Source organism: Streptomyces malaysiensis subsp. samsunensis, assembly GCF_024519315.1.
Lineage (GTDB): Bacteria > Actinomycetota > Actinomycetes > Streptomycetales > Streptomycetaceae > Streptomyces > Streptomyces malaysiensis.
The window spans coordinates 1-26,200 of record NZ_JANIIC010000072.1; the positions used below are offsets into that span (position 1 = coordinate 1).

Sequence of the window (26,200 nt, forward strand, 5' to 3'; positions counted from 1 at the left end):
GACATCGAATCTGCGCAGGAAGGACTGCCACCAGTGCTCCACGTCGGCTGGTGTGGCGGCGGTGGCCGAGCACCACAGCCAAACCGGTTTCGGGTCACGGTCGCCCGGCAGGCGCTCGACCTTCAGGCGGATCAACGTGCCGTGCAGGATGGGCAGTTCCTCTTTCGTGTGGTTCAGCCAGGGGCCGCGGTGGGTGAGCCGCGGGTGCATCCGGTCCCAGGCCATCGCCTCGGCCTTGCCGTAGCGGGTGGTGTCCGCTCACGTCCACAGCCAGCACGATCCGCCCGTCGGCCGCCCTCGGCAGCGGCAGGCCCGCCAGCGCACGCCGCAACCGCGCCGGCTCCAGCCAGCCCCGGTCCAACGCCGCGTACAACGCCCCGTGTCCGCGCCGGTGCTCGACCGCCAGCGACAGTTCGACCAGCGTCTTCACCGGCCCGTCCGCACACAGCACCGCGTCCGTGAGCTCGAAGAGCGCATCCGCGCGGGCGTAAAGGCACTCGTAGAACTCGACCCGAAAGCGGGACAAGACGTCGAACGCCTCGCCCGCGGGCGCGTGGACCGGGAGACTCATAACGGCGGCCGTTCTCTCGTGCTTCGTGACTCGACATCTCGAAGCGTGGAGAACGGCCGCCTCCGCTGTCCCGGGAAGAACCGCAGATCAGCAGGTCGGGTGACCTGCGAGGTTAAACGCCAAGCTCAGTGGTCGTTCGAGTAGCCGAGCTCCGTGCTGAGCGCGGAGAGGAATTCGGGATAGGGCAATTGTGGAGGCCTGACAGTCGCCGAACTGATGATGCCTCGCCGACGCCAGTGCTCCTTGCGTACGGCGACGCTCGTGCCGGGCTGGGTCTCAAGGCCTATCAGGCCGGCAATCCGTCCGAGGTGTGCGCGGGCCGAGGCGAGGTCGCCGACGTCCCAAGCGGCGGCGGCGTCGACGAGTACGCGCGGCCGACTGATCCCACACGCGACTACTCGCGCGCCGGCCACTAGGTCCTCGACCAGGTTCGCACCGCCCATGCCGCTGAGCAGCGTCAGGTTGGATTGAGCGGCTGCGAGCTTGTGGATCCGCCAGAAGGTGGGTGGCGCTTCACACTTGACGGCGGCCACTTCGGGGACAGCCGCGAGCACTCTGAGCAGGTCGCTCAGTCCGATATGGATGCCGGTCGGCATCGGATAGTCCTGCAACCACAGCGGGAGTGTTGTGTTCTGGTAGGTGTCTTTGAGGTCGCGGACCAGGACGTCAGCGTGTGATGAGCTCACGGGCACCATGACGGCCTGCAAGTGATCGCGGCGTGGGGCGACGACGTCGCGCAGGTCCAATCGTCTGTCGTCGTGATCGAGCGACATGACGGTGGCGACGACAGGTCTGCCCTGAGCGTGCTCGAGAACTGTGTCGAGCACTTGACCGCGTTCCGCACGGGTGAGGGCGATCGGCTCGGCGATGACGCCCAGGGCGATCAGGCCCTGAACACCGTCGGCGACGAGCGCCGAGACGTGCCGGGCCAACGAGACGTGGTCGACGGCACCAGTCGGTGTGAACGGGGTGAGCACCATGCCCCACACCGGAATCGAGGAGTGCTGCGCATCGGTCACTGAGACTCAGCCAGCCTGCAGGCGACATTGAGGGACATGGCTTCGACGCCGACTGCCTCGTGCACCTGAGAGTTCGTGAGCGCTCCATCGCGCGTGCGCGTAAGCGGCTCGTCGGCGAACCGCCTGTCCACCAGGTGCAGGTGGGCGAGCAGGGTAACGCTCTCGCGCACGCGGTGGTATCCCTCAGTAACTACGTGGATATCGACGTCGGCGCCGCGGGCGTGCTTGGCGGGGGACGTCATTGTCGCATCGGCTCTGTGGAGGGTGAGTTCATGAACGCTGATGGGCGTGTCGGCGACGCGAAACTCCTGGTCTTTGACGTTGCTGGGGACGCTCATCCTCACGCCTACTCCTTCGGTTCAGATCGGTTCGTGCGATGCAATCCTAATACTACTGCATCCAATATGGTAAGTTCGTTCGCGCCATCGCAGATTCCGTCCAGGAGGCCCTCATGAGCGAACGAGACCAGAGCGTCGGCACGGAACTATTGTTCGAGAATGATGTCGTTCGGGTCTGGCGGATGTACCTGCACCCGGGAGAGGCCTGCCGCCCGCACATGCATGCCCATGACCACGTTCTCGTCTATGCCAACCCGTCTCTGATGGAGGCGCGCGAGCAAGGCGGCACCGGTGTGATCCGGCAGCCATCGGACGAGGGGTTCGTGCTCTACCGCGAGGTCGGCACAGCCGGGCTACCAGCCGACCACTGGATCACCAACGTCGGAGACGAAGACAGCACTCACTACATCGTTGAGCTGCTGGGGCCGAGCCGCTCGGCAACCTCCCAGCCGCCGGTGCACAATGGCCGTGTCATCTCCGGTCATGCGATCGACTGGTGACCGTGCGCGAAACCTGGCGGGTCGATGGGACCGATCTCGCGGTCACCGTCGCAGGCGACGGACCGCTGGTCGTTCTGGTCCACGGCTTCCCAGACCTGGCCATCACCTGGCGACTCCAGATTGCCACGCTGGTTGCCGCTGGCTACCGAGTGGCCGCGCCGGACATGCGGGGGTACGGCGGCAGTGAGCGTCCGGCGGAGTCCTCCGCCTACTCCGCGCGCGTGATCGGCCGGGACCTGATCGGGCTGCTCGACCACGAGGGCGTTGAGCGGGCGCATGTCGTTGGCCACGACTGGGGCGCGGCGTGCACCTGGCAGTTCGGCCTCGATTATCCCGATCGGCTGCTGTCCCTGACCGGGCTGAGCGTGCCCTACGTGTTGCCGCCGCCGAAGGCGCCCACCGAGATCCTGCGTGCCCGATATGGCGAAGACTTCTACCAGCTTCGCTTCCAAGAGTCCGAGACCGCCGCCGAACTTGACCGCGATGTTCTGCGGACGCTGACCGCAGCGTTCGGCGATCGCTTCGAGGACCTGGGCGTTACGGCGCCAGCCGCCACACCCGACTGGCTTCCTAATGAAGTGCTCGATACCTACGTGGCCGCGTTCAAGAAGACCGGGTTCACCAGCGGGCTGGCGTACTACCGCAACATCGACCGGAACTGGCAGGACGCCCAGGCCCGCGAGCAACGCCGCATCGAGTGCCCATCACTGTTCATTACAGGCAGCTCCGACCCAGTCGCCCGCTTCATGCGGGTCGACTCCTCGACTGAAGCTTTCGCCGACCTGCGGGTTGAGGTGATCGAGGGTGCCGGCCACTGGGTTCACCAGCAGGAACCGGTGCTAGTGAACCGGCTGCTACTGACCCACCTGGGCCGCGCCGATTACTGACGTTGCCGGCACGGTGTCGTTAGAGTGAGTCCAGTGCCGGCCAGGCATCCGTCGATGAGGTTAGGCCGGTACTGGACCTGGTGTAGTCCCCACCGGAGATAGCGCATCAGGTGGGCGGGGGTCCTTGCGCACCCGCGTCCGCAGCGACTCCGCGGTGATGCCAAGATCCGCAGCCACGGCCGCATACGTGCGCTTCCCGGCCGAGGCGCGGTAGAGCGTGACGGCGTCCTTCCTGAACTCCTCCCGATACGGTGACTTGCGTCCCGGACGAGCCGCGATCGCTCGCCGGTTTGTAGCAGGCCAGGGCCGCGATCGAGATCCGGCGCTGGGAGCGTCCCCTCACCGTGATGATCGGTGTGACGCCTCGCCGAGACCAGGTGCGGGCAGTGGGCGGCGTCCTCGAGAAGCCGGCCTCGTCCTCGAGGACAAGGTAGGTGTCGAGCACCGCTGCGGTGCTTCCACGTGCGGGTAGGTCTCCTTCACCCACCCGGCCACGGCCGCGCCATCCTGCTCGACGGCTCGCCGGGCCGGGACCTGTTTGGCTCCAGCCGTGGCGACGCAGCATCTGGGCGATCCCCGAGAGCGTGAACGACGTGTGGAACGCCGCCCGATCAGGGCCTTGATCCGGATCGGCGTCCAGATCTGGTCCGACCGGCCGTGCGTTACCGGGCCCTTGGCCGGCTCCTGCTCCAGTACAGCGAACAGCTGCTCACTCAGCTTGGGCAGCGACACCGGCCCCACCGACCGAAGACCGTCCGTGCCGGCATCGTCCCAGGCCCGGCGCCACCGCGATCCCTGCAGCTGGAATCCACGACTTGTCTCCCGGGAAGCCATTAGCGGACAGTGTTCGGCGCCTTCCTGTTGATCCAATGAGCGGTCGCCTCAACCGACTTGCGAATGTGGGCGTTCATTAGGTCGCGGGCCTTCAAGGCATCTTGAGCCAGGATCGCCTCGGCGATCATTTGGTGCTCGGCCATGTTGCGGGCAATCAGCCGGGAGCTGCCCGCATAGGCGCCGAATGAGATGTTATGTGGCAGCTTGCGCCGCAGATCTGCGATCGCCTGCTGCAGGTACTTGTTGCCAGAAGCCTCCAGGATTGTTGAGTGGAAGAGCTCGTTGGACTCGATCCAGTGCTCGGCCAGTTCCTCCCTCGGCCCGGTCTGCTCGAGGGTCTCAGCGAAGGACGACCAAGCGCTGGTCATCCGTTCGGCCTGCTCGTCGTCCATATGCACCGCCGCGAGCGAAGCTGCCAGGCCCTCGAGATCGGCACGTACCACGCCGATCTCAAGGACGTCCTGGACGGATTGTCCGTTGACCCGGGCGCCACGGTGGGGCTCGATGGTGACCAGCCCCCGGGCGGCCATGATCCGCAGCGCCTCCCGGACCGGCGTCCGGCTGATCCCGAACTCGCGGGCGATCGCATCGTGCCGCAACCAGGTGCCGACCGGGATCTTGCTCAGGATGATGCGATGCTGCAGTTCCGAGGCGACGCGTTCGCTCATCGATCCGTCGTACGAGGTCTTCTCGTCGCTCGAATGCGGCTCGCGCGTCACGCCATTCTCCTTGACTGGTCTGGTAGACATCAGTTGCATCCAATCAGGTATGGAATCGGCTTGTCGCGTCGGCCCTGTCACCGGCCGGTTGCGTAACCCTGTGCCCCTCGCGGGTTCGCCGCCGCAGAGAGCAGCCCCCGGGCCGTGTCCCGCTGGACTAGCGAGAGTCGGCCCAGCGACCACGGCGGCGCCAGCTCGACCAGGTGGCCGCGGTCCCGGAGCTCGCTGACCAGGTCCGGGCTGAACCGGTCCTCGGCGACCAGGCCGCCAGGCGTCCAGGTTCGTGGCCAGAAGCTGCTGGCTGCGCTGGTGGTGTGGAACATCGGCGATTCGATCGACGTCTGCGGGCTGAGTCCGGCGACGAGCATGCGCAACAGCGCGACTAGCTGCCACTGGTCCTGTTGGTCTCCGCCCGGGGTACCCAGGGCGATCAGTCGGTCTGGTCTGGTAACGATGGTCGGGCTCAGCGTCGTACGGGGCCGCAGCCCGGGGCGCAGCGCCGACGGGCTGGCGGGATCCAGGTGCGTCATCTGCAGCCGGGTCCCAAGGGCGAAGCCCAGCTCCGGGATTGTGGGGGAGGACTGCAGCCAACCACCGGACGGGGTGACTGAGATGGCGTTGCCCCACTGGTCGATCACGTCGACATGGCAGGTGTCGCCACGGGTCTCACCGTCCCAGCGGACCGTCGGCTCGCCGAGCGCGCCGACGGCATCGGGTCGCGCGAGGAGCAGGGGGGGAAGGAAGGACGACAGCGACTTGGCGCGACCTGGACGGAATTCGAGCGAAGCCACGTCGGTGATCTGCTCCCGACGCTCTTTGGCGTACCTGTCGGAGAGCAAGGTAGCCAAACCGGCGTCGCTGATACCTGCTCCGTAGTGGGCGTCACGGTCGGCGAGCGCGAGTTTCAAGGTCTCCACGACGAGGTGGATCCCGGTCGCTGAGCTCAGGTCCAGGTCTGCGTCGGAGAACTCTTCGAGGATGGCCAGCGCCTGGAGAAGTACTGGTCCCTGGGTCCAGGCCGCAGCCTTGAAGATTCGGTGGCCTCGAAACTCCCGGGACACAGGGGCCTCAACGTGGGCTGCGTAGGCGGCCAGGTCGGTGGCGCTCAGCACGCCCCGGAGCACGGACCCGTGGGCGTGGAGATGGTAAGAGGAGGACACGAACCGATCGATCGCCTCGGCCACGAACCCGCCGCGCCAGATCGCTCGTGCTGCCTCGATGACCGCTTCCCGCGTGGTCCCGCCTGCGGCATGGATCGCTTCGTCCCGCAGCCGGGACAGGGTCCGCGCCCACGCAGGGTTGCGATGCACCTCGCCCGCGACCGGGGCCCGATCCTCGGGGAGCCACAGCTGCATTGACGTCGGCCAGCTGTCGCGGAAGAGTCCCTCCACCTCACCGATGACCCGCGCCGCCGACGCGAGCAGCGGGTGCCCGTGGGTGGCGTAATGGACGGCGAACTCAAGGACGTCAGCGAGCTCCCAGGTCCCCCAGTCGCGCAGCATCAGCAGCCACGCATCGAAGGCCCCGGGGACGGCGGCGGCAAGTGCGCCGGATCCCGGCACCGAGGTCAGGCCCGCCGAGCGGAAATGGTCGATGGTTGCCGCCCGGGGCGCGGGACCCTGCCCGGACAGGACCTGCGGCGTCTCCCCAGCCCGGGCCAGCAGGGCGACCAGCTCACCACCGGGGCCGTTCAGATGCGGCTCGACGACGTGCAGCACGAGACCGGCGGCGGCCGCCGCGTCGAAGGCGTTACCACCTCGCTCTAGGACCGCCTGGGCCACGGAGGAGGCCACCCAGTGTGTGCTGGCGGCCATCCCGAACGAGCCCTCAAGGTCGGGCCGGGCGAGGAAAGCGTCCCGATCAAGTGGCATATGGACCCCCTAGCGAATGAAAACTGGCTACGTGTGATTCAACTATAGACAGATCGGATGCAAAACATTAGCGTTCGACGGCAACGCCAACAGAGAGCCGAGGAAACGCATGTCGCGACTGAACTGCCGACTGGCTGCTGTTGCTACTGCCGCTGGCGCGGCGATAGCCCTTGCCGGTTGTGGCGGCACTGACGGCTCGGCCGGCGATGCGGTGAATAGGTCTGCGTCGTCGTCGGAAGCCGACAAGGTCCTGGACGGCCTCCATGCCGGTCCGGCGAAGGAGTGCACCTCCGGTAAGGGCCTCACCCTCGGATACGCCGGGGTCTGGAGCTCGAACGCCGGGGGCAAGGCGGGCAACGACTCGTTCGCGGCAGCGGCTGAGGCCTGCGAGGCCACCCCGCTGGTGGTCGAGGCGAAGGCGGACGACCCGCTGAACACGATGATCACCGCGATGGATCAGATCATCTCCCAACACGCGGATGCGGTCGCCTTCTTCCCGCTCACCGCGGACGTGATGACGGCTCCGAGCCGGCGCGCGGTCAAGGCAGGCATCCCGGTCGTCTCCGGCGAGATCACCAACTTCCGGGGTGCCTCGACCACGTTCCACCAGGACCGGCTCACCGCCGCGGTCAACTCCGCGCGGCTGTTCTGCGAGAAGTACCCCGACGGCGGCAAGGTGATCTACGGCGCTTACGGCGGGTCGCAGCAGGACCTCATCGCGATGCAGAAGCGTTTCGAGTCAGAGCTGCGGGACTGCAGCGACGGCAAGCTGACCATCGCCGGCACGTACGCGAACAAAACCGACGATATCGCTGGCGGACGGGGCACCGCGCAGGCGGTGCTGCAGCAGCACCCCGACGCGATCGGCGTCGTCGCCTACAGCGACACGGACGCGGTGGCGGCCTCAAGAGCGGCGAGCGACCTCGGGATGCGCGGCAAGCTGACCATCGTCGGATACAACGCTGACGCTGTCGGTCTCGCCGCACTCCAGCAGGGCTCGATCGACTACAGCTTCGCGTGGGGCATCCCGGAACAGCAGCAGAAAATGGTCGAGGTGATGATCGCGCTGGCCAAGGGGGAGCCCGCGCCGCGTTTCGTCACGTTGTACCCGCGCTGCGTGAGTCGCAAGACGGTCGATGCGGTGCCGTCCATCGCCGTCCGGGTCCGCGGTATAGCAGACGGCCGTGACCTCGCGCCGACGAAGATCCAGCCGATGATCGAGAGCGACAAGCCGACGCTGGAGGCTTCCGAGGCACAGCGTAAGGCCGTTGCTTGCGAGGTGAGTTGATGTCATGAAAGCGACCAACCGTAAGACCAACTCCCTGCTCCACCTTCGCGGGATCACCAAGAGGTTCCCCGGCGTTCAGGCGCTCGACGGTGTCGACCTCGAGGTTCGGAGCGGCGAGGTCCTTGGCCTGGTGGGCGAGAACGGCTCCGGCAAGTCAACGCTGCTCAAGATCGCGGCCGGCCACCAGAATGCCGACGCCGGCGAGATCGTGCTCGATGGACGACCAGTGTCCCTGGCAGGACCGGCCGACGCGCTCAACCGCGGGATCGCACTCATAGCCCAGGAGATCTCAGTGCAACCGCAGCTGACGGTGGCCGAGAACCTGCTGGACGGCCGCCTGCCCCGGCGAGCGGGGCTGATCGACTGGCGGCGTATGCACCGGCAGACGGAGGCAGAACTACGCGAACTCGACCTGGACCTCAGCCCGCATACGACGGTTGGCGCTCTTCCCCTGCACCAGCAGCAGATGCTGTCCATCGCCCGAGTGGTCCGCCGGCGCCCGCGCCTGGTGCTCTTCGACGAACCCACCAGCTCGCTCACGGCGGACGAGGTCAAGCACGTCTACGCGATGATCCACTCGTTGCGGGCTGCTGGCTCGGCCGTCGTTTATATCACCCATCGGCTACGCGAGTACTTTGATCTCGCAGACCGAGTGGTGGTGCTGCGCGACGGGCGAACCGTCGCCACCCGCGAGATCGCCGGCGTCGACGAGCAGGAGCTGGTCCGGCTGATGGTCGGTCGCGAGCAGGTCCAGATCTTCCAACGGCCAGCGCAGAAGGATCACGGTGACTTCGAGTCGGCGGCATTGAGGCTGGAGGTTCGCGGGATAACCAGCGCGCGGCTAGCTGACATCGACCTGGACGTCCGTGCGGGGGAGATCGTCGGGGTAGCGGGGCAGGCGGGCTCCGGGCGAACCAGTCTCGCCGAGACGCTCTTCGGTCGCTGGCCCTACTCCGGCTCGGTGCGAGTGGCTGGGCGTGAAGTGCGGCTGTCCACGCCGCGTGCCGCCATCGACGCGGGCATCGCGCTGGTACCCGAAGACCGCAAAGGCGCGGGACTGGTGCTCTCGATGTCGGTGCACGAGAACCTGGCGATGGCGTCCTGGCGCCGTACGTCGGCCTTGGGCGTGCGCCGACCTGGACACGAGCGTGCCGGAACAACGCGGGTGGTCCGCGACCTGTTGATCCGCACGGCGGGCTTGGACGTTCCCGCCGTCACGCTCAGCGGAGGCAACCAGCAGAAGGTCGCGATCGGCAAGTGGCTCCTGCACGAGCCCTCGGTGCTGATCCTCGACGAGCCGACGCGCGGCGTGGACGTGGGTGCCAAAGCCGAGATCTACGCGCTGGTCGAGGAGCTGGCCAGCGCTGGGCTGGGTGTCCTGGTCATCTCCTCGGAACTGCTCGAGGTGATGCGACTGGCGCACCGGGTCCTTGTCATGTCAAACGGCCGGGTGGTCGGCGAGGAAGCTGGCGCCCGTGCCACTGAGGAATCGATCACCCGACTTGCCTTCCGCGCCGAAGGCGCGCCGGAACCCGGATCACTGGAAGTGAGAAACACGTGAGTGGAAACAGCTTCGAATCCATGACCGTGACGCCGAGCGTGCCCGCCGAAACATCCGGACGACGCGGCACCGTACAGAGACCTTGGATCCGTCACCTGACCGGCTCGTCCGCACCGATGTTCGCAGTAGCCGGTCTGCTACTTGTCGTTGTGGTCTTCCAGCTCGTCACCGAGCCGAACTTCGGCTCGTCGTCGAACATCGCCAACCTGCTTCGCACCAGCGCGGTCCCGATACTGCTCGTGGTGGGCATGACAATGGTGATCCTCACCGGCGGCATTGACCTCTCCATGGGCGGCATCCTGAGCCTGTGCGGCATCGCCTACGCGAAGATGGTGATCGCCGGCGTGCCCACCTCGCTTGCGCTGGTGCTGACCGTGCTGCTCGGTGCCGCACTGGGATTCGGGGTCAACGGTCTGCTGATCGGCCGGTTCGGACTCTCCTTCTTTGTTGTCACTCTGGCCAGCGCCTCGGTCCTCGGCGGCATTGCCCTGCTGTGGTCCGGTAACCGCCAGTTCGATATGTCCGGTGACGGCTTGGCCCGCGCTCTGGGTAACGACACGCTCGGCAGCCTCCTGCCGTACGGCGCCATCATCGCGGTCGTCACCGTCGTGCTCGCCGGCCTCGTGCTCCGATACACGATCTTCGGGCGATCGGTGTACGCCATCGGTGGCAACCAGGAGGCGGCGCAGCTCTCCGGCGTCGGCGGCGCGCGGGTGATCGCCTCCGTTTACGGCGTCAGCGGTGCCTGTGCCGGCCTGGCCAGCGTGATGATGATCGGTCGGCAGACGATCGCCGACCCGACCGCGGGAAGTTCCTCGATCGTGCTCTACGTGGTAGCGGCGACGCTCCTGGCGGGCGTGACGATCACCGGCGGCGCCGGCTCGGTGTACGGCGCTCTGATCGGTACCGCGTTCCTCCAGGTGCTCTCGAACGCCCTAGCCCTGCGCGGGTTCAACAACTCCTGGCAGATGGTCGTGACCGGCGCGATCCTGCTCGTCGCGGTGTACCTCGACCGTGTACGGCTCAGACTGGCTGCACGACGTGGCTGATCGGAGCAGGAAACCTCCCCTCACACGAAAGGCACCCCAGTGACATCGAACGAAGCCGTCGAGATGATCGCCGCCACGCGCTCCCGTGCCGTGGCTGCCGGGATCGATGTCTACGAATACGACGCCGTGACCGCCCGGATCGAGAACCTCGACGACTGGTCCGACCTGTTCCGCGGGGCGGGAACCGGCCACGAGAGCGCCGGTGCCAAGGCGTGCGAGGAGGGTCGCCTGGCCTCCGCCCGGCAGTCCTACCTCGCCGCCGCGGCCTGGTACTACTTCGCGGGTGCCTGGCCGTCGCCGCGGGTCTCGACGTACCAGGAGTCCGCTCGGGCGCAGTGGACCGCGATCCAGCTGTTCGAGCCGAACGCCCGGCGTCTCACGGGTGACAAATTCGCGGGTGTCCTCCGGGTTCCCGGCGTTCATCCGGACGGAGGGCCGCTGGTCGTCCTGGTTCCAGGCCTGGACGGCGCTAAAGAGGAGTTCTTCACCATTACCGAGGAATTGCTCGCCCGCGGCTGCGCCACTTTCGTGCTGGATGGGCCCGGCCAGGGCGAGCTCGTTGGCACGGTACCGCCGACGTCCGAGTACCCGGCTGTCGTCGGTGCCGCGCTGGATCTCCTTGAGAGCATCCCGGACTGGAAGCCGGAGAGCGTGGGCATCCTCGGCTGTAGCCTCGGCGGCTTCTACACCGCGGCCACGCTGGCGCGCGAGCCGCGCCTGCGGGCCGGCGTCATCGTCAGCGGTCTGGTCCGCGGCCCGTCGTGGGAGGGGCTGCCGCCGCACATCCAGGGGCTGCTCCGGGTGCGCACCACCGACGAAGAGCAGGGCCGGGAGTTCATCGCCTCACTCGACGCCTCCGAAGGGGTGCCGTCGATCTCTGTGCCGGTGTTCATCGTCGACGGCGACGCAGACCCGCTGGTCAACGGTGACTACACCGGCGCCTGGATCGCCGAGCACGCCCAGGTCGCCGAGCGCCGGGTCATCGCCGGCGGCGATCACAACGTCGCCAACGCCCGCTGGAAGTGGCTGCCCGACGTCGCCGATTGGCTGGCCGCCCAGCTCCAGGCCAGCATCCCTGCCACCACCCCGCAAGGAGAGGAGAACTGACATGAGTTCGTTCGAAGGAAAGGTCGCCTTCATCACCGGAGGAGGCCGCGGTCAGGGCCGCGAAGAGGCCGTCGAGTTCGCCCGCCGCGGCTCTGACGTGGTGATCGTCGACATCGCTGCCGACGTCGCCAGCCTGCCGTACTCGCTCGCGACCGAGGACGACCTGAAGGAGACCCAGCAGCTGGTTGAGGCGGAAGGCAGGTCCTGCCTGGCCCGGGTCGCGGACGTCCGCGACCAGCACGCGCTAGACGCCGCTGCCGCCGCGGCGGTCGAGCGGTTCGGGCGGATCGACTTCCTGATCGCGAACGCCGGCATCTATGACTGGTCCGATAAACCCTTCTGGGAGACCTCGGACGAGGCCTGGAACGACCAGGTTGGGATCTGTCTCGAAGGAGCATGGCGCGCTGCGAAGGCAGTTACGCCGCACCTGGTGCAACGGCGCAGCGGTGCCATTGTATTCACCTCCTCCAACGTCGGTGTCGAGGGCGTCCCGTTCAGTGCTCCGTACGTCGCCGCCAAGCACGGCGTCATCGGGCTGATGCGGGTGGCGGCCTTGGAGCTGGGCAACTACGGAGTCCGCGCGAACGCGATCCTCCCGTCCACGACCGACACGCTCATCAACGACCACCCCAGCGGCTGGCGGCGCGCGAGCGGCAAGCCCGACGGCACTCGGGAGAACTACCTTGACGCCGTGCACCAGTGGACCGCGATGCGGAACACCGGCGTGCTCCCACCCAAGGCGGCGGCGCTCGCGGCGCTGTGGCTGTGCTCTGACGAAGCCGAGTTCATCACCGGCATCTCGCTGCCGATCGACGCCGGTCATCTGACCCTGCCGGGCATGAACCCGTGGCCGGTGCGCGACTGATGGCGGACCGGATGGCGGCACTCGTCACCGATCGGACCAGTCGCGCCGGTGTCACGCTGGTGCCCGACCTGCCAGTGCCAGTGCCCGCGCCGAATGAGGCACTCGTCCGGATCAGGGCCATCGGCCTCAACTTCGGCGAGGTCAACACCGGCATCCATGTCATGGACGAAGGCTTGGTGCCGGGGTGGGACTCCGCCGGCGTGGTCGAGGTGGCCGCCGCCGACGGATCGGGACCCCCGGCAGGCAGCCTGGTGGTAACCCACGGCGCGACCGGAGGCTGGGCCGAGTACAGGGCGGTCGCCACCGACTGGCTAGGGGTCGCGCCACCGGAAACGGATCCCGGCGCGCTCGCCACCATCCCTGTGGCCGCGGGCACCGCGCTGCGCGCACTGCAGCTCACCGGCACCCTCGGCCGCCGCATCATGGTTACCGGCGCGACCGGCGGCGTGGGTCGCTACGCGGTGCAGCTGGCCCACCAGGGTGGTGCCTACGTGATCGCAGTAACGCGGAGTCCCGACAAACACGGTGAGCGCCTACGCGAGCTCGGTGCCGACGACGTCGTCGCTCGTCCCGGCGACGTCGACGAGCCGCTGGACGGTGTCATCGACCTGGTCGCTGGCGACCACCTCGTCGAGGCATACGTCGGCCTCGCCCCCGGCGGGAAGCTCGTCGCCGTGGGGCACGCGACAGCGACCGAGACGACATTCCCGGTGGGCGCGTTCCATGCCCACGACGGCCGGCACGACCGGACCCTGGTGACCTTCCACCTCCACCAGGGCACACCGCTCGGGGCGGACCTCACCCTGCTCGCCAGTCAGATCGCCGCCCGGAAGCTCGACGCCGAGGTCACCTGGCGCGACTCCTGGAAGAACGCCGAGGCTGCCTTCGCCGCGCTGCGCGCCGGTGCGCTGCACGGCAAAGCCGTTCTCGACGTCCCGTGACGCATGAAGGAGAGATTTGTGCGGGACCGTCTGCTCGCCCTGCCCTCGGAGCGAGTGCATCTCGCGGCCATGCTGTGCCTGACCTTCGTCACCGGGATCGTCGACGCGGTCGGCTACCTCGGCCTCGACCGGGTGTTCACCGGCAACATGACCGGAAACGTGGTGATCCTCGGGATGGGGCTGATCGGCGCCGACGACCTGCCGGTGCTTGGCCCGTCGCTGGCCCTGGTCGGCTTCCTGATCGGGGCGGCCGTGGCCGGCCGGGTGCTTTGGCGCAGTCCTGGTGTGTGGAACACACGGATGACCGCGCTCTTCGCCGTCGTGAGTGTCGTCCTGGCCGCGCTCGGGGTGCTGCTTCTGGCCCGCGGCGGGGAGCCTGACCGGCTGGTGGCCCTGGTGGTGTCGACCACCCTTGGTGCGGTGATGGGCCTCCAGGCCGCGACTGCGCGGTTCCTCGGGGTCAAAGATGTCACCACCGTCGTGGTCACCTCGACGATCACCGGGCTCGCCGCGGATTCTCTGCTCGGCAGCGGCGCCGGTGCCGGCTCGGTCCGCCGTCTCACTGCGGTGCTCTGCATCTTCCTCGGCGCGGTCGCCGGGGCGGCGCTACTGCTGATCGACCTCGGCATCGCCCTGATCGTCGCGGGGGTGCTGGCTCTTGCGCCGACGCTCTTGGGTGACCGGCACCATCGCCTGAGCCGCCCTGATCGGGGCGACCAGCCCGCCAGCTGCTTGATTGCTTCAGGTGTTTAGAAGGAGAGAGATCAAGTGATTCGGTCAACGATGCAGGAGGGGCAGCTCACTCTGTCCCGCCTGGTCGACTACAGCCGCCGGGTGTTCGCCGACACGACCGTGTCGACCTGGAACGGTGCGGAGTTGGAGACGGTCACGTTCGGCCAGATCGGCGACCGGGCCGCACAGTTCGCCCATGCACTCGCGAAACTCGGCGTAGCGCCCGGTGACCGGGTGGCCACGTTCCTGTGGAACAACGACGCCCACCAGGTGGCCTACGGCGCCGTCCCCGCGATGGGCGCAGTGCTGCACACCATCAACCTGCGAATCTCGGCCGAGCAGGCCGTCTACGTCATCCGTCATGCGGACGACAAGGTGATCGTCGTCGATGCCACCGTCGCGCCGATGCTCGCGCGTTACATGGCCTCGACGCCGAATGTGGAGCACGTCATCGTCGCCAACGGACCGGCCAGCGCGTTCGATGCACCTGCGGGAGTGACCGTGCACCAGCTCGACGAGCTGATCGCCGGTGAGCCCACGTCGTACGCGTGGCCGGAGCTGTCCGAGCGCGCCGCCGCCGCGATGTGCTACACCTCCGGCACCACCGGCGATCCCAAGGGCGTCGTGTACTCCCACCGAAGCTGCTGGCTGCACGCGATGCAGGTGTGCATGCGGTCCGGGATGGGCCTGGCGCAGGGCGACTCGGTGCTCGCGGTCGTACCGATGTTCCACGCGATGTCCTGGGGGATCCCTTACGCCGCGATGATGGCCGGTGCCGCCCTGGTGATGCCCGGCCGTTTTCTCCAGCCCGAGCCGCTTCTGGCCATGATGGCCGCGGGCCGTCCCACGTTCGCGGCGGCGGTGCCGAGCATCTGGCAGGGAGTGAGCGCGCAACTCGACGTCGTGCCGCAGGACATCTCGCACCTGCGCGCAATCTTCGTCGGCGGCTCAGCCGTGCCGCACGCGATGATCCGGAAGTTCGACGGCTACAGAGCACCGATCACGCACGGGTGGGGCATGACCGAGACCTCCCCGCTCGGCTCGGTCGCGCACCCGCCGGCCGGGCTCGACGACGAGCGCGCCTTCGGTTACCGAGTCACGCAGGGCCGGATCCTGCCCGCGATGGAGGCGCGCCTGATCGGCGAAGACGGGTCCGAGCAGCCATGGGACGGGGACTCCGTCGGCGAGCTGGAGGTCCGTGGGCCGTGGGTCACCGGCGCCTACTACTCCCCGGACGGTGCGGTGGCCGACGACAGCAAGTTCCACGACGGCTGGCTGCGCACCGGTGACGTCGCCCATATCACGTCGGACGGGTACCTAACGCTCGTCGATCGGACCAAGGACCTCATCAAAACCGGAGGCGAGTGGATCTCCTCGGTCGAGTTGGAGAACTTGGTGATGAGCAGCCCTGCGGTCATCGAGGCCGCCGTGGTCGCTGTTCCCGACGAAAAGTGGGGCGAGCGCCCGTTCGTCCTCGCCGTGGTCAAGGACCCGGCCGACCGGGATGCGCGCAAGCACCGGGCGTTCCTCGCGGCCACCCTGCCACGGTGGCAGCTGCCGGAGCGCTGGGCGTTCGTCGAAGAGGTCCCGAAGACCTCGGTGGGCAAGTTCAACAAGATGGCGATCCGAGCCAGTTACGCCGAGGGCGCGTACGAGGTGGTCGAGGCGCGAGACTGAACCCGACGGCCGGTGACGATTCGTGGCAGGAGCGCCGGGAGAGATCGGCGCCGGAGGCAGCCCCACCAGAGGCCGGCGCCGTAGGCGAGGTTTTCGAGCCGGCGACCAGCGACGATCAGCGTCGGTCCGGCGTCGGTCTCGTCGCGGCGTGCTTAGGCGAGCGCAATCGTGCTGTCTACGACGATCGCACTGAGCAGAGCCCGTCGCGCACGGCGGGAGGCACACGCCGCGATCGCTATCGCCGACCACCAGCGCCGTACGGCGAGGGACGACTCCTGACGCACGGCCCAGCCGAGCCCGCGCGCGGGGAGCCGGGCGGCCACGGCACACGTCTCCGGGGTGTCGGGCAGCGCCCCGCGGACGCTGGCGAAGCCGTGGCCCAGCTGGACGGTCACCGAAACGAGACCCCAAGGCCGGCGCAGGAGCTATCCGGCGGCGACGGCTTAACCCGGCGTTTTCGGTGTTCGGGCGTGGCGGAGACCCGGCGCGGGGGGCCGGTTCTCCGAGGTTCTGGTTCTCGCGGTGGCGCCCCTGTTTCCCAGGTGCTGCCTTGACGGTTCAGGTGCGAGGAAGGCGTGCCGGTGGCCGAGGCGAGATTCCAGGTCATCGCGGGCGGGGCTGTTCCGGAGGAGCCCCTGGCAACGGACCCGTGGCAGTTCCAGGCCGCTTGTGTTGAGGCGTTCGTCGCCTCGTGGCGGGCCCGCGGGTTCAGCCCGGTGACCATCGACAACGACGTCGGCCTGCTGGAGCGGACCCTGGTGGCCCTGGGCCGACCCGCGTGGGAGGTGACGCCGGAGGACATCGACCGTGTGGTCGGCGACCTGGCGGTGAAGGGCCGGGCGACCTCGACCCGGCGCGAGTATGTGCAGATCTTCAAGGGGTTCCACCGGTTTCTGCAGGCCCGCAAGGCGGCCGAGATCGAGGCGGCGTTCGGCGTCCGGCTGGTCTGCCCGGTCGACGAGTTCAATGCTTCCCGGCATGTAGGCGACGACTCTCCAGCCCTGGTGCCGCCGCCGACACCGGAGCGGGTGGCGGAGTTCTTCGACTTCATGAAGCAGCGGATCGCGACCGCGAGGAAGTACGGACCCGCCGCCCGGGACTATGCGATGTTCCGGACCCTGTATCACGCCGGGCTCCGCTCGGAGGAGGCATCGCTGCTGGAGAGGCCGGATGTGCACTTCAGCCGCGGCCCGTTCGGCAAGCTCCACGTCCGTTTCGGCAAAGGGGCTCACACCTCCGGGCCGCGGCCGCGCTGGGTGCCCATGCTCGACGGGCTGGATCTGGTGCTGCGGTGGTTCCTGGAGGATGTCCGGCCCAAGTTCCCCGACTCTTCGGTGCTGTTCGCCGACGAGTCCGGCGGAGCCCTGCATCGCGGGACCATCCGCAACCGGCTCCGCTATCTCATGGAGCTCGAAGGGCGCCCTTCCGCGGATCGGTTCAGCCCGCATGCCCTGAGGAGGGCCTGCGCGACCCACAACTACGAACGCGGCGTCGACCTCGTGGCGATCGAGCAAATGCTCGGACACTGGACCGTCAGCTCGACCATGCGGTACGGCCCTCCGCGACGTTCATCGAGGACGCCTATCAGCGGGCAGTGTCCACCACTCTGGTGGAACTGACCGGGAAGGACACCTCGGCATGAAGATCCGATGGCGGCTTCGGATGGCTGCCGCCCAGCGCGAGGTGTGGACCGGCACCGAGCTGCGGCGACTGCTGGCCGAAAGGGCCGGCCTGGAGCTGTCCTCGGCGTCGGTGTCCGCGCTGTTCACCAAGGAACCCTCACAGGTGAAGATGACCACGCTGGCGGCGTTGTGCACCGCACTGGAGTGCACCCCCAACGACCTCATCGAGGTCGACGCCACCCCCATCGAGCGGCCCGTCACCCCGCCTCGGCCCATCGCCGACATCCCGAAGGCCGTCGGCTCCCCCCGGGGCCGGTCGATGCCGCCCTTGTGACCTGCGGACATCTCCATGGGCAAGAAACAACGGGACTGCATCACCTGCGGCGGGCCGGTCGGCTATCTCGACCGGCAGCACTGCTGCCGGTGCCGGCGCTCGCATGACAGAACAGGCAGCGAAGGCGACATGCCCGTCCTGCGGCAAAGACCGCGTGCTCCAGCAGGACACCGGCCGGTGCATCACCTGCTCGCGCGTCTGCGGACAGTGCGGCCATCCCGTCCGCTCGCCCCAGAACCGCATGTGCCGGGAATGCCGCCGCCGCGGCGACCGGCTCGCAGTCCAGCAACCCTGTCCCCGCTGCGGCAAGCCGGGCTATCTCCGTGAGACGACCGGGTGGTGCGGCCATTGCTCCCGGCCCCGGCAGGGCAAACAGCCACCGCGGGTCTGCCGAGAATGCGGGGCGCTTCGCCGGCACGCCGGTCTGGGGCTCTGCTCGGCCCGCTGGCAGAAGCACCCCGACCGCCCCTTCGTTCTCGTCTGCGGCCTCGACCAGCTCGTTCACCAGCTTCGTGGTGAGGGTGTAGCGGATGCGGTAGCCCTTCATCGCGGCTTCGGTGCCCAGGGTGATGAGCATGTGGGACTTGCCGGTGCCGGAGTCGCCGATGAGGCAGAGGGGGGTGGCTCTTCTTGATCCATTCGCAGCCGGCGAGGGTGTGGATGGTGGCCAGGTCGATGTTGGGATTACGCACAGAGAGCCCGGACCGAGATGGACGGTAGAATCGACGGCGCGGCACGACTATCGCGTTCCGCTTGTGAGCCGGCCGAGCTGTATAGGTAGTCACAGGAAAGAGTGCGTGTGCAGTCGCTTCCGAACAAGCCGACGGGTGTTTCTGCGGCGGCCAGGACGGGTCGTCCGCCCGTCAGTTCACGAAGCGAACTTGAGCGGTTGGGGTTCGAACTCTTCGCACGGAAGGGGTTCGACCGCACGACCATTGACGACATCGCTACCGCTGCGGGCATAGGCCGCCGGACCTTCTTCCGCTACTTCGCGTCGAAGAACGACCTCGTCTGGGGTGACTTCGAAGCACAGCTCGTCAGACTGGAGGTGCTGCTGGCTTCGGCCGATCCGGCCACTTCGATGATGGACGCGCTGCGGTACGCCGTCGTCGAGTTCAACCGTTTCGACCCCGCCGAGGTGTCCTGGCACCGGCAGCGCATGGAGCTCATTCTGCGGGTGCCCACCCTGCAGGCCGACTCGACGCTGCGCTACGCATCGTGGCGGGAGGTCGTCACCAGGTTCGCGGCCACACGGACCTGCCTGGCACCGTCCGCCATGCTGCCTCGCCTCGTCGGCCACTCCGTGCTCGCATCTTGCATCGCCGCGTACGAGCACTGGCTGACGGAGGTGGACAGCGAACTCGACCGCCTGCTGGACGAGGTCCTGCGAGAACTCACGGCCGGCTTCGGCCGCTACTGACCCTCCGGCGGGGCCGGACGATGCACGGGCGCAGCGCTTTCGTGGAACGCTCCTTGACTGCGGAGAGCCAGACGCCGCCACCGTAGGCCAGGTCGTCGAGGCGTCGGGCGACGCCGTAACGGACCGGGTCGAGTGCCGTCTTGTCCGTGCGGTACTCGAGAGCGACATCGGTGAGGGCGGCGACTGCGGCGGCCCTGCGGACACGGCCCGACAGCGTGCAGCCGAGTGCGGTGAGGGGCCACCAGTGCCGTGTCAGCAGGGCGGAGGTCTGGCTCAGGGCGCTGGCGGCTCCGTTGGACGTGAGGCGTAGGGCCAGCCGGTACGGGTGTTCGGTGCCGTCGAGCTTGCGGGCGATGCGTACGGCGGTGACGCCGAGGACCGCGCCGGCGATGGGCACCGACCAGCGTCGCTGGGCGAGCAGGGCCACCATCAGGACGGCGCTCCACGGGGCGAACACCGCCGGGGCGATGAAATCGGGGTGGCGCCGGGCAAGCGGACCGGCCCCCGTGCCGTACACCGCTTTCCGCAGGAACCAGTCGTCGAGCCGCAGCCGATGCTCGTGAGCCGCCTCGACAGCAGGCTCGTAGCGGACTCGCCAGCCGTTCTCGATCAGCCGCCAGCACAGGTCGACGTCCTCTCCGACCCTCATCGTCTCGTCGAAACCGTCCTTCAGGGCGTCGACGCGCGCCACCACACAGGCCGTACTCGCCCAGGAGACAGGGGTACCGGGGCGTACCGCCGCCGGGTTCCGGCCGAGGTCGAGTGAGGAGCGGACCTCTTCATAGCGTCCGATCCAGTTCGCAGGAGCGTCGGTCGGCAGGCCTACGATGCGGGGTACGACCATGGCGACCCGGGGGTCGGCGAAATGCTTGAGCAGAGTCCTGATCGTGTCGGGGGTCAGGACGACGTCGGAGTCGGCGAAGACGACGTAGGGGGTGGTGACCTGTCCCAGTCCCGCGTTGCGTGCTCCCGCGGGGCCGAGGTTGGTGAGCAGAGCGACCAGACGTGCGCCGTGTTTCGCTGCCACGGCGGCCACCTCTTCAGGGCGGTGCGAAGCGTCGTCGACGACGATGACTTGGTGTTCCGTGCCGATGGCGGCAAGGAGGCGGTCGAGTTGGCGAGCACGGTCGCGGACCGGGATGACGACCGTGTAGCGGGGGTCGGGGCACGGCGGGAGCGCCTCGATGACCGGGTTGGCTATGCCGAACTCCAGCAGCCGGTCCGCCAGGACCGCGCTCGCCCTGTCCGTCACGCGCAGGGTCCTGTCGGACAGCAGCGGCCTGGCCCGCGGTGCCAGACGGAGCAAGCGGGTGGGGAAACCGCCGAGGAGGGCCCGGCCGCCGTCGACGACACGGGTGTGCCGGTCGAGGGCGATCACGAATCCGTGTGGGATGGACATCAGTTCGCGACCTTGCTCTCCACGGCCGAGGGTGACTTCTCGGGCTCGACGAGGTGCCCGCGGCTGTCGGTGATACCCGCGCTCATGCGGCGGACGGTGAGCGACACCATCAGGTCCAGCAGTCCGCGGCCCTCTTCGGCTGAGGCCCCGGTCGGGTCGCCGAGCACGCCGGAGGGAGAGATCGCACGGACTCCTTGAGCAATGAGGTCCGGCATGAGGGTGGCGAGGGGCCGGGTGTCCCCGGCGACGGCCGCGTCCATGCTTACGTCCTCGGGTGCCAGGTGCATCATCAACGACGTCTCCGTACGGCCGGCGTGCGCGTCGCTTCCTGGAACGCCACAGCCGGTCCAGGCCACGTCGTGGCCCTCTTCCCGCATCTGTGAGACGGCGGTGCGCAGGCTTGCCGCGTTGCCGCCGTGGCCGTTGACGAAGACCACGGATCCCGCCCACAGGGACAGCGAGCGCACCATTTCCACGAGCACCGAGTGCAGTGCCTCATGGCCGATCGAGACGGTCCCCGGAAAGTGGGCGTGCTCTCCGCTGGCGCTGTAGGGCAGGATCGGCGCCACCAGCGCCGGGCCGGGCAGTGCCTTCGCCGCCCGCTCGGCGACGGCCCGGGCGATCACGCTGTCCGTCTCCAGAGGCAGGTGCGGGCCGTGCTGTTCCGTCGATCCGATCGGCACCAGCACCAGGGGCTTCGGCGGAACGGTAGGCCAGGCGTGGCTCGCACGGTTTTGGAAGGCTGCCGGCGGCGTGGTGTCCTTGCCAGCGCCCAGCGTTCTGGTGAAGCCGGGAGGGATGACCAGGTCTTCGGGCGAGAGTTCGTGAACCGATGCGCGACCCAGCCCAAGAACGGCGGAGTCGAGGCCGCCGCGCAGGATGTCCAGTACGTTTTCGACGCCGGCCTGCCCGTTCGCGGCAAGGCCCCATAGATAGGCGCGTCCGATCATCACGGCCCGGGCGCCGAGAGCCAGGGCCTTCGCCATGTCGCCGCCGCGGCGGATGCCGCCGTCGAGGAGGACTTCGACGTCGGCGCCGACCGCTTCCACGATCGAGGGAAGGAAACGGATGCTGGCCGGAGTCGTATCGAGGTTGTTCCCGCCGTGGTTGGACACCGACAGAGCCGTGACACCGGCGTCGACGGCCCGCTTGGCGTCGTCGACCCGGCTGACGCCTTTAAGGAGGAAGGGACCACCCCACTCCTCGCGGAGCCATCTGACGTCGTTCCAGGTCGGGGGCGTGGTCTGCATCCACTCGTGGTAGGCGCCGAAGAATGTGGGTGCCGGGCCGCCGTCGGAGGGTTTCAGGTTGGGCACGGTGAGGTCCGGAATCCGGCCCGACTTGGCGAACTTCCACAGCCAGCGGGGCCGGGTGACGACGTTCGGGGTGAGACGGACCATTGTCTTGAGGTCGATCTTCTCCGGGATGGCCGGGCTGCCCCAGTCGCGCCCGTGGGAGAAGGACCAGTCGAGGGTGACGATGAGCCCCTTGGCGCCGGCCGCGCGGGCCCGGTCCATGCGCTGGACCATGGTGTCGCGGGTGCCGCTCCAGTACAACTGGAAGAAGGTGTCGGGGTTGGTCTCGGTGACCTCCTCGACCGGCTTGCTGGCGAAGGAACTCAGACCCATGATCACGCCCCGGTTGGCTGCAGCGCGCGCCACGGCCACCTCACCGTCCGGGTGCACCGCCTGCACGCCGGTCGGGGAGATGAGGACGGGCAGCGCCGTCTCCACGCCCATCACGGTCGTCGACAGATCGCGCTCAGCATGATGACCAACGACACGAGGGGCGAAACCCAGCTCACCGAACGCGGCGAGGTTGTCGTCGATGGTGAGGCCGCGTTCCGATCCAGCGACCAGTGCGCCGTAGACCGTGCTGGGAAGGTGCTTCTCGGCTCGGCGCTGTGCCTCGGCGACCGTCTCGAACCAGGAATTCCTGCGCATGTGATGTGTCTTTTCTCGTGAGGGGCGTGAGGGACTACGGGAAGCGCAGCCCGGCCAGCGGGTGCTCCGCGCAGTCGCTCACCGGGGCCCCGTCCAGGTCCTCGCGGCGGCGTACGAGCGTGAGGTCCACAGGCTTCGAACGCGTGGCCGGGGTGGTGCGGTGGGAGTGGTCGACGGCGGACCTGGGCAGGTGGCTGCGGGCCGGGCGCTGGGCGAGCAGTTGTTCGCCGTAGCCTTGCACGCACTCGGGGTCGGGGCCGTCCAGCGGCAGCCCGGTGAAGAACTTCGCGGCCATGCAGCCGCCCTTGCAGGTGTCGTAGAACGCGCAGGAGCTGCACGATCCCCCGTTCTGCGGGACACGCAGCCGCCGGAAGAGCTCCGAGCCGCGCCATACGCCGGCGAAGCCGAGGGGCTCGCGAACGTTGCCGGCGAGGAACTCGTCGTGGATGGCGAAGGGGCAGGCGTAGACGTCCCCGACGGGGTCGATGAGGCAGACCACGCGTCCGGCTCCGCAGAGATTGAGGCCGAGGAGCGCCTCGCCGAAGGCGGAGAGGTGGAAGAAGGAGTCGCCGGTCAAAACGGTCTCGCCGTGTGCCACCAGCCAGTCGTACAGCTCGCGTTGCTGGCCGGGCAGCGGGTGCAGCTCGTCCCACACGTCGGCGCCGCGTCCGGAGGGGCGCAGGCGAGTCAGGCGCAGTTGGGCGCCGTAGCGGTCGGCGAGGGCCTTGAAGGCGTCCAACTGCGGGATGTTGTGACGGGTGCACACCACGGAGAGCTTGAAGTTCTTCAAACCGGCCTCGGCGAGGTTCTCCATGGCCCTGATCGCCGTGGCGTACGAACCCGCCCCGCGCACCGCGTCGTTGACATCGGCGGTGGCACCGTCGAGGGAGATCTGGACGTCCACGTAGTCGTTGCGGGCCAGGCGCTCGGCGACTTCGGGGGTGATGCGGACGCCGTTGGTGGAGAACTTCACGCCGACGTGATGGCTGGTGGCGTAGTCCAGCAGCTCGAAGAAGTCGGGGCGGACTGTGGGCTCGCCGCCACCGATGTTGACGTAGAAGACCTGCATGGCCTCCAGCTCGGCGATGACGGCCTTGGCCTCGGCGGTGCTCAGCTCGCGCGGGTCGCGGCGGCCGGAGCTGGACAGGCAGTGGCTACAGGACAGGTTGCAGGCGTAGGTCAGTTCCCAGGTCAGGCAGATCGGGGCGTCCAGGCCGTACTCGAACAGATCGACCAGCCGCGGGCTGCCGTGCGCGGTCGTTTTCATGAGGTCCTCCCGACGACCATCGATGAGTGGGCAAGTGTGGCCAACGCCCGTCCGTAGCGGGGAAGTTCGGCCTCGCGGATACCGGCGGCCAGGAAGGCCTCCCGGGCTGAAGTCGCGTCCGCGAGGGATTGGACGGCCGTCAGCAGACGGCGGTCCTTCAGGAACGACAGCTTGCGGGTGCCGAAGTGGTAGAGCAGCGCACCGAACGGCTCGGGTCGTACCGAGACCTGCGGGTGCAGGTCCCAGGCACGGTCGAGATCCATCGTCGACATGGCAGGCGTCCTCTCAGGCAGCTCAGTAGACGCCGCACATGCCGTCGATCGAGACCTCCTCGATCAGGTCGTCGGCCTCGATCAACGGCTCAGGAGCGGCGGCCTCCTCGGCGGCGGCCTCCTCGGCGGGGGCCTCGACGGTCTGGGTCGGGTGGAGTTCGTTCATGGGACCTCCTCGATGGCTTCCAGCGACGGCGCTGTCGTAGGCCAAGAGCCGCCGGTATGATTCTCGGAGACTAATGGCATCAAGTGTCAAAAGGAAGGGGTCAGTGACCATGGGTTCTCCTTCCGAGCCGCGCATGGCCTGTGCCGTGACCGCGCGCTCGGCCGGGCCGGGCGCGCTCCGGTGAACCGCCCCGACGTCGTGGTGGTGGGGGCCGGGGCCTCCGGTGCCGTACTCGCGGCCCGCCTCAGCGAGGACCCGAACCGCAGTGTGCTGCTACTCGAAGCCGGGCTGGTCCCCCGGACCATCTCCGCCTTCGCGCCCGCCCTGCTGGACGCCCGGCTCGTTCCCGGCGCGCAGCCCGGCCACCCAGGCGTCGAGTCCTACGCAGTGCATCTCACCCCCGAGCATCCATACGATGTGCCCCGGGGACGCTTCCTCGGCGGCTCGACCACCGTCAACGGCGGCTATTTCGTCAGGGCCCGGCGCAGCGACTTCGAGCGGTGGTCGGCCGCGGGCGGCGACGCGTGGTCGTACGACCGGCTGCTTCCAATGATGCGCTGCCTGGAGAACGACCTCGATCACGGCGCCGACGAAGTTCACGGAAACGCCGGGCCGGTGGCGGTCCGGCGCACGGAGCTGAGGCACCCCGCCGCCGCGGCGTTCCAGGCGGCCGCGCGCGAACTGGGCTTCCCCGCGGAACCCGACAAGAACGCCCAGTCCGCGCCCGGGTTCGGTCCCGTGCCGTCCAACTCCATCGACGGACTGCGCGTCAACACCGGCATCAGCCATCTCCTGGCCGCTCTCGAGCGCCCCAACCTCACGGTGCAGGGCGACTGCACGGTCCGCCGGGTCGTCGTCAGCCGAGGTCGCGCCACCGGCGTCGTCGTCGAACAGGGCGGACAGCGCACCGTCCTGGACGCCGGCGAAGTCGTGCTCTGCGCTGGCGCCTTCGCCTCCCCTCATCTGCTGCACCTCTCCGGAATCGGACCGCGCGCCGAGCTCGAACGCCTCGGCCTTCCCGTCGTCAAGGACCTCCCAGCCGTCGGCGCCCGCTTCGGCGACCACCCACAGGTGGTTCTGGAGTGGATGCCAAGGCAGCCCCTGGAGGCCCCCACCCGCACGTGGCTCGGCGGCGCGCTGCATCTGTCGTCGTCCGACGGCGCATACCCCGGAGACCTGGAAATCCTTCAATCGCTCGTCCCCATGACAGGCCTCGTCAACGGGACGCCGGCCGTACCCGGCGCGCCCCTGGCTTTCCTCGCGTCGGTCCAGTCGCCTCGTTCCAGCGGCCGGCTGCTCACGCTCTCCGCCGACCCGACGGTGCCTCCGCGCATCGAGTACGGCTATCTGCGAACCCCGAAGGACAGGCACCGTCTGCGGGATGTGGTACGCACGACCGCAGCTCTGGTCGCCACCCGCGCCTTCGCAGAGGTCTCCCTCAGGCTGCTGGAACCGTCACCGTGCGTACTGGACGACGACCGGGCGCTGGACCGGTGGACGGCCAGTCGTCTCGGCACGTCCCAGCACACCTGCGGCACCGTCCCGATGGGGCCCGCCGACGACCCCCGCTCCGCCGTTGACCACTACGGCAGGGTCCACGGCCTCACCGGACTGCGCGTGGCAGACACCTCGATCCTCCCCATGGCCCCGCTGCGTGGCCCGGCGGCGACCGCCGTCCTCATCGGCGAACTAGTGGCCGACGCCATGCGGCACGATCTGCCTTGAACCGGTAGGGTTATTCACGGGTTTCGGTTTCTTGATCAGCAAGGCGGACCTGCTCGGTAGCCTGGCGTTTGCGACGACGTCAGATCTCTACCG

The 26,200-nt window shown here is 68.4% G+C and carries 24 protein-coding genes and 4 pseudogenes; 14 read left to right on the forward strand and 14 right to left on the reverse strand.

Annotated elements, in window-relative coordinates:
• The 4 genes and pseudogenes from NQU54_RS50610 to NQU54_RS40650 all read right to left on the reverse strand — a co-directional run.
• A pseudogene (locus NQU54_RS50610) lies at nt 1–225 on the reverse strand (NF041680 family putative transposase); the annotation flags it as partial.
• Nucleotides 226–256: 31 nt separating this feature from the next.
• Nucleotides 257–571: pseudogene (locus NQU54_RS50615) on the reverse strand (transposase); the annotation flags it as partial.
• 125 nt (nt 572–696) lie between these two features.
• Nucleotides 697–1,590: a dihydrodipicolinate synthase family protein gene (locus tag NQU54_RS40645; RefSeq protein ID WP_257635371.1), complete on the reverse strand. Its 894-nt coding sequence runs from the start codon at nt 1,588–1,590 to the stop codon at nt 697–699.
• Nucleotides 1,587–1,928, reverse strand: a complete 342-nt coding sequence (locus NQU54_RS40650) for a Rossmann-fold NAD(P)-binding domain-containing protein (protein WP_257635372.1) — start codon at nt 1,926–1,928, stop codon at nt 1,587–1,589. Before NQU54_RS40650 ends, NQU54_RS40645 begins: the two co-directional genes overlap by 4 nt.
• Before the next feature lie 113 nt (nt 1,929–2,041).
• On the opposite strand from NQU54_RS40650, the gene NQU54_RS40655 reads away from it, so the two are divergent.
• A complete protein-coding gene (locus NQU54_RS40655) occupies nt 2,042–2,428 on the forward strand; it encodes a hypothetical protein (protein WP_257635373.1) in 387 nt (128 codons plus the stop codon).
• On the forward strand, nt 2,425–3,315 hold the full coding sequence (locus NQU54_RS40660; protein WP_257635374.1) for an alpha/beta fold hydrolase: 891 nt from the start codon (nt 2,425–2,427) through the stop codon (nt 3,313–3,315). The genes NQU54_RS40655 and NQU54_RS40660 overlap by 4 nt, the downstream gene beginning before the upstream one ends.
• A gap of 96 nt (nt 3,316–3,411) precedes the next feature.
• Here the strand turns inward: NQU54_RS40660 and NQU54_RS40670 are convergent.
• The 3 genes and pseudogenes from NQU54_RS40670 to NQU54_RS40685 all read right to left on the reverse strand — a co-directional run.
• Nucleotides 3,412–3,594, reverse strand: a pseudogene (locus NQU54_RS40670) (IS3-like element ISRhosp1 family transposase); the annotation flags it as partial.
• 554 nt (nt 3,595–4,148) lie between these two features.
• The gene (locus NQU54_RS40680; protein ID WP_257635375.1) at nt 4,149–4,868 is read right to left on the reverse strand and encodes a GntR family transcriptional regulator; all 720 of its coding nucleotides are present in this window, start codon (nt 4,866–4,868) and stop codon (nt 4,149–4,151) included.
• 77 nt (nt 4,869–4,945) lie between these two features.
• Nucleotides 4,946–6,739, reverse strand: a complete 1,794-nt coding sequence (locus tag NQU54_RS40685) for a gamma-glutamyltransferase family protein (RefSeq protein WP_257635376.1) — start codon at nt 6,737–6,739, stop codon at nt 4,946–4,948.
• A 109-nt stretch (nt 6,740–6,848) separates the two neighbouring features.
• On the opposite strand from NQU54_RS40685, the gene NQU54_RS40690 reads away from it, so the two are divergent.
• Genes NQU54_RS40690 through NQU54_RS40725 form a run of 8 tightly spaced genes read left to right on the forward strand, consistent with a single transcriptional unit; the run spans nt 6,849 to nt 15,959 of the window.
• Nucleotides 6,849–8,027, forward strand: coding sequence for a sugar ABC transporter substrate-binding protein (locus tag NQU54_RS40690; protein WP_257635377.1), 1,179 nt, complete (start codon nt 6,849–6,851; stop codon nt 8,025–8,027).
• Nucleotides 8,028–8,031: 4 nt separating this feature from the next.
• On the forward strand, nt 8,032–9,588 hold the full coding sequence (locus NQU54_RS40695) for a sugar ABC transporter ATP-binding protein (protein ID WP_257635378.1): 1,557 nt from the start codon (nt 8,032–8,034) through the stop codon (nt 9,586–9,588).
• Between the two features lie 20 nt (nt 9,589–9,608).
• Entirely contained in the window at nt 9,609–10,637 is a 1,029-nt protein-coding gene (locus NQU54_RS40700) for an ABC transporter permease (RefSeq protein ID WP_257635379.1), read from the forward strand.
• Between the two features lie 39 nt (nt 10,638–10,676).
• Nucleotides 10,677–11,744 (forward strand): alpha/beta hydrolase, encoded by a 1,068-nt coding sequence (locus NQU54_RS40705; RefSeq protein ID WP_257635380.1) that lies wholly within the window; start codon nt 10,677–10,679, stop codon nt 11,742–11,744.
• A 1-nt stretch (nt 11,745) separates the two neighbouring features.
• Nucleotides 11,746–12,609, forward strand: a complete 864-nt coding sequence (locus NQU54_RS40710) for a mycofactocin-coupled SDR family oxidoreductase (protein WP_257635381.1) — start codon at nt 11,746–11,748, stop codon at nt 12,607–12,609.
• Nucleotides 12,591–13,550, forward strand: coding sequence for a zinc-binding dehydrogenase (locus NQU54_RS40715; protein WP_257635382.1), 960 nt, complete (start codon nt 12,591–12,593; stop codon nt 13,548–13,550). The genes NQU54_RS40710 and NQU54_RS40715 overlap by 19 nt, the downstream gene beginning before the upstream one ends.
• 18 nt (nt 13,551–13,568) lie before the next feature.
• Nucleotides 13,569–14,303 (forward strand): YoaK family protein, encoded by a 735-nt coding sequence (locus tag NQU54_RS40720; RefSeq protein WP_257635383.1) that lies wholly within the window; start codon nt 13,569–13,571, stop codon nt 14,301–14,303.
• Nucleotides 14,304–14,321: 18 nt separating this feature from the next.
• The gene (locus NQU54_RS40725; protein WP_257635411.1) at nt 14,322–15,959 is read left to right on the forward strand and encodes a long-chain fatty acid--CoA ligase; all 1,638 of its coding nucleotides are present in this window, start codon (nt 14,322–14,324) and stop codon (nt 15,957–15,959) included.
• Nucleotides 15,960–16,111: 152 nt separating this feature from the next.
• Here the strand turns inward: NQU54_RS40725 and NQU54_RS40730 are convergent, their stop codons facing one another.
• Nucleotides 16,112–16,354, reverse strand: a complete 243-nt coding sequence (locus NQU54_RS40730) for a hypothetical protein (RefSeq protein ID WP_257635384.1) — start codon at nt 16,352–16,354, stop codon at nt 16,112–16,114.
• Nucleotides 16,355–16,540: 186 nt separating this feature from the next.
• Between NQU54_RS40730 and NQU54_RS49860 the strand changes: the two genes are divergently transcribed.
• Together NQU54_RS49860 and NQU54_RS40740 are read left to right on the forward strand one after the other, a co-directional pair.
• On the forward strand, nt 16,541–17,578 hold the full coding sequence (locus NQU54_RS49860) for a tyrosine-type recombinase/integrase (RefSeq protein ID WP_257635385.1): 1,038 nt from the start codon (nt 16,541–16,543) through the stop codon (nt 17,576–17,578).
• A 19-nt stretch (nt 17,579–17,597) separates the two neighbouring features.
• Nucleotides 17,598–17,915 (forward strand): helix-turn-helix domain-containing protein, encoded by a 318-nt coding sequence (locus NQU54_RS40740; RefSeq protein WP_257635386.1) that lies wholly within the window; start codon nt 17,598–17,600, stop codon nt 17,913–17,915.
• 469 nt (nt 17,916–18,384) lie between these two features.
• On the opposite strand, the pseudogene NQU54_RS40745 reads toward NQU54_RS40740, so the two are convergent.
• A pseudogene (locus NQU54_RS40745) lies at nt 18,385–18,601 on the reverse strand (ATP-binding protein); the annotation flags it as partial.
• A gap of 203 nt (nt 18,602–18,804) precedes the next feature.
• On the opposite strand from NQU54_RS40745, the gene mftR reads away from it, so the two are divergent.
• The gene (gene mftR, locus NQU54_RS40750) at nt 18,805–19,335 is read left to right on the forward strand and encodes a mycofactocin system transcriptional regulator MftR (protein ID WP_257635387.1); all 531 of its coding nucleotides are present in this window, start codon (nt 18,805–18,807) and stop codon (nt 19,333–19,335) included.
• Here mftR and mftF read toward each other — a convergent pair.
• The 5 genes from mftF to mftA are packed head-to-tail and all read right to left on the reverse strand — an operon-like array spanning nt 19,310 to nt 24,382.
• A complete protein-coding gene (mftF, locus tag NQU54_RS40755; RefSeq protein ID WP_257635388.1) occupies nt 19,310–20,734 on the reverse strand; it encodes a mycofactocin biosynthesis glycosyltransferase MftF in 1,425 nt (474 codons plus the stop codon). The two genes, mftR and mftF, sit on opposite strands and share 26 nt — an antisense overlap.
• Complete coding sequence (mftD, locus tag NQU54_RS40760; protein WP_257635389.1) at nt 20,734–22,677, reverse strand: pre-mycofactocin synthase MftD; 1,944 nt, start codon at nt 22,675–22,677, stop codon at nt 20,734–20,736. Before mftD ends, mftF begins: the two co-directional genes overlap by 1 nt.
• Before the next feature lie 34 nt (nt 22,678–22,711).
• Nucleotides 22,712–23,944: a mycofactocin radical SAM maturase gene (gene mftC / locus NQU54_RS40765; protein WP_257635390.1), complete on the reverse strand. Its 1,233-nt coding sequence runs from the start codon at nt 23,942–23,944 to the stop codon at nt 22,712–22,714.
• Nucleotides 23,941–24,216 carry a mycofactocin biosynthesis chaperone MftB gene (mftB, locus tag NQU54_RS40770; RefSeq protein WP_257635391.1) on the reverse strand — a complete coding sequence of 92 codons (276 nt, stop codon included), beginning with the start codon at nt 24,214–24,216 and terminating at the stop codon, nt 23,941–23,943. Before mftB ends, mftC begins: the two co-directional genes overlap by 4 nt.
• A gap of 22 nt (nt 24,217–24,238) precedes the next feature.
• On the reverse strand, nt 24,239–24,382 hold the full coding sequence (gene mftA, locus NQU54_RS40775; RefSeq protein ID WP_257635392.1) for a mycofactocin precursor MftA: 144 nt from the start codon (nt 24,380–24,382) through the stop codon (nt 24,239–24,241).
• Between the two features lie 180 nt (nt 24,383–24,562).
• Here mftA and mftG point away from each other — a divergent pair, with 180 nt between their 5' ends.
• The gene (mftG, locus tag NQU54_RS40780) at nt 24,563–26,107 is read left to right on the forward strand and encodes a mycofactocin dehydrogenase MftG (RefSeq protein ID WP_257635393.1); all 1,545 of its coding nucleotides are present in this window, start codon (nt 24,563–24,565) and stop codon (nt 26,105–26,107) included.
• The last annotated feature ends 93 nt before the right edge of the window (nt 26,108–26,200 follow it).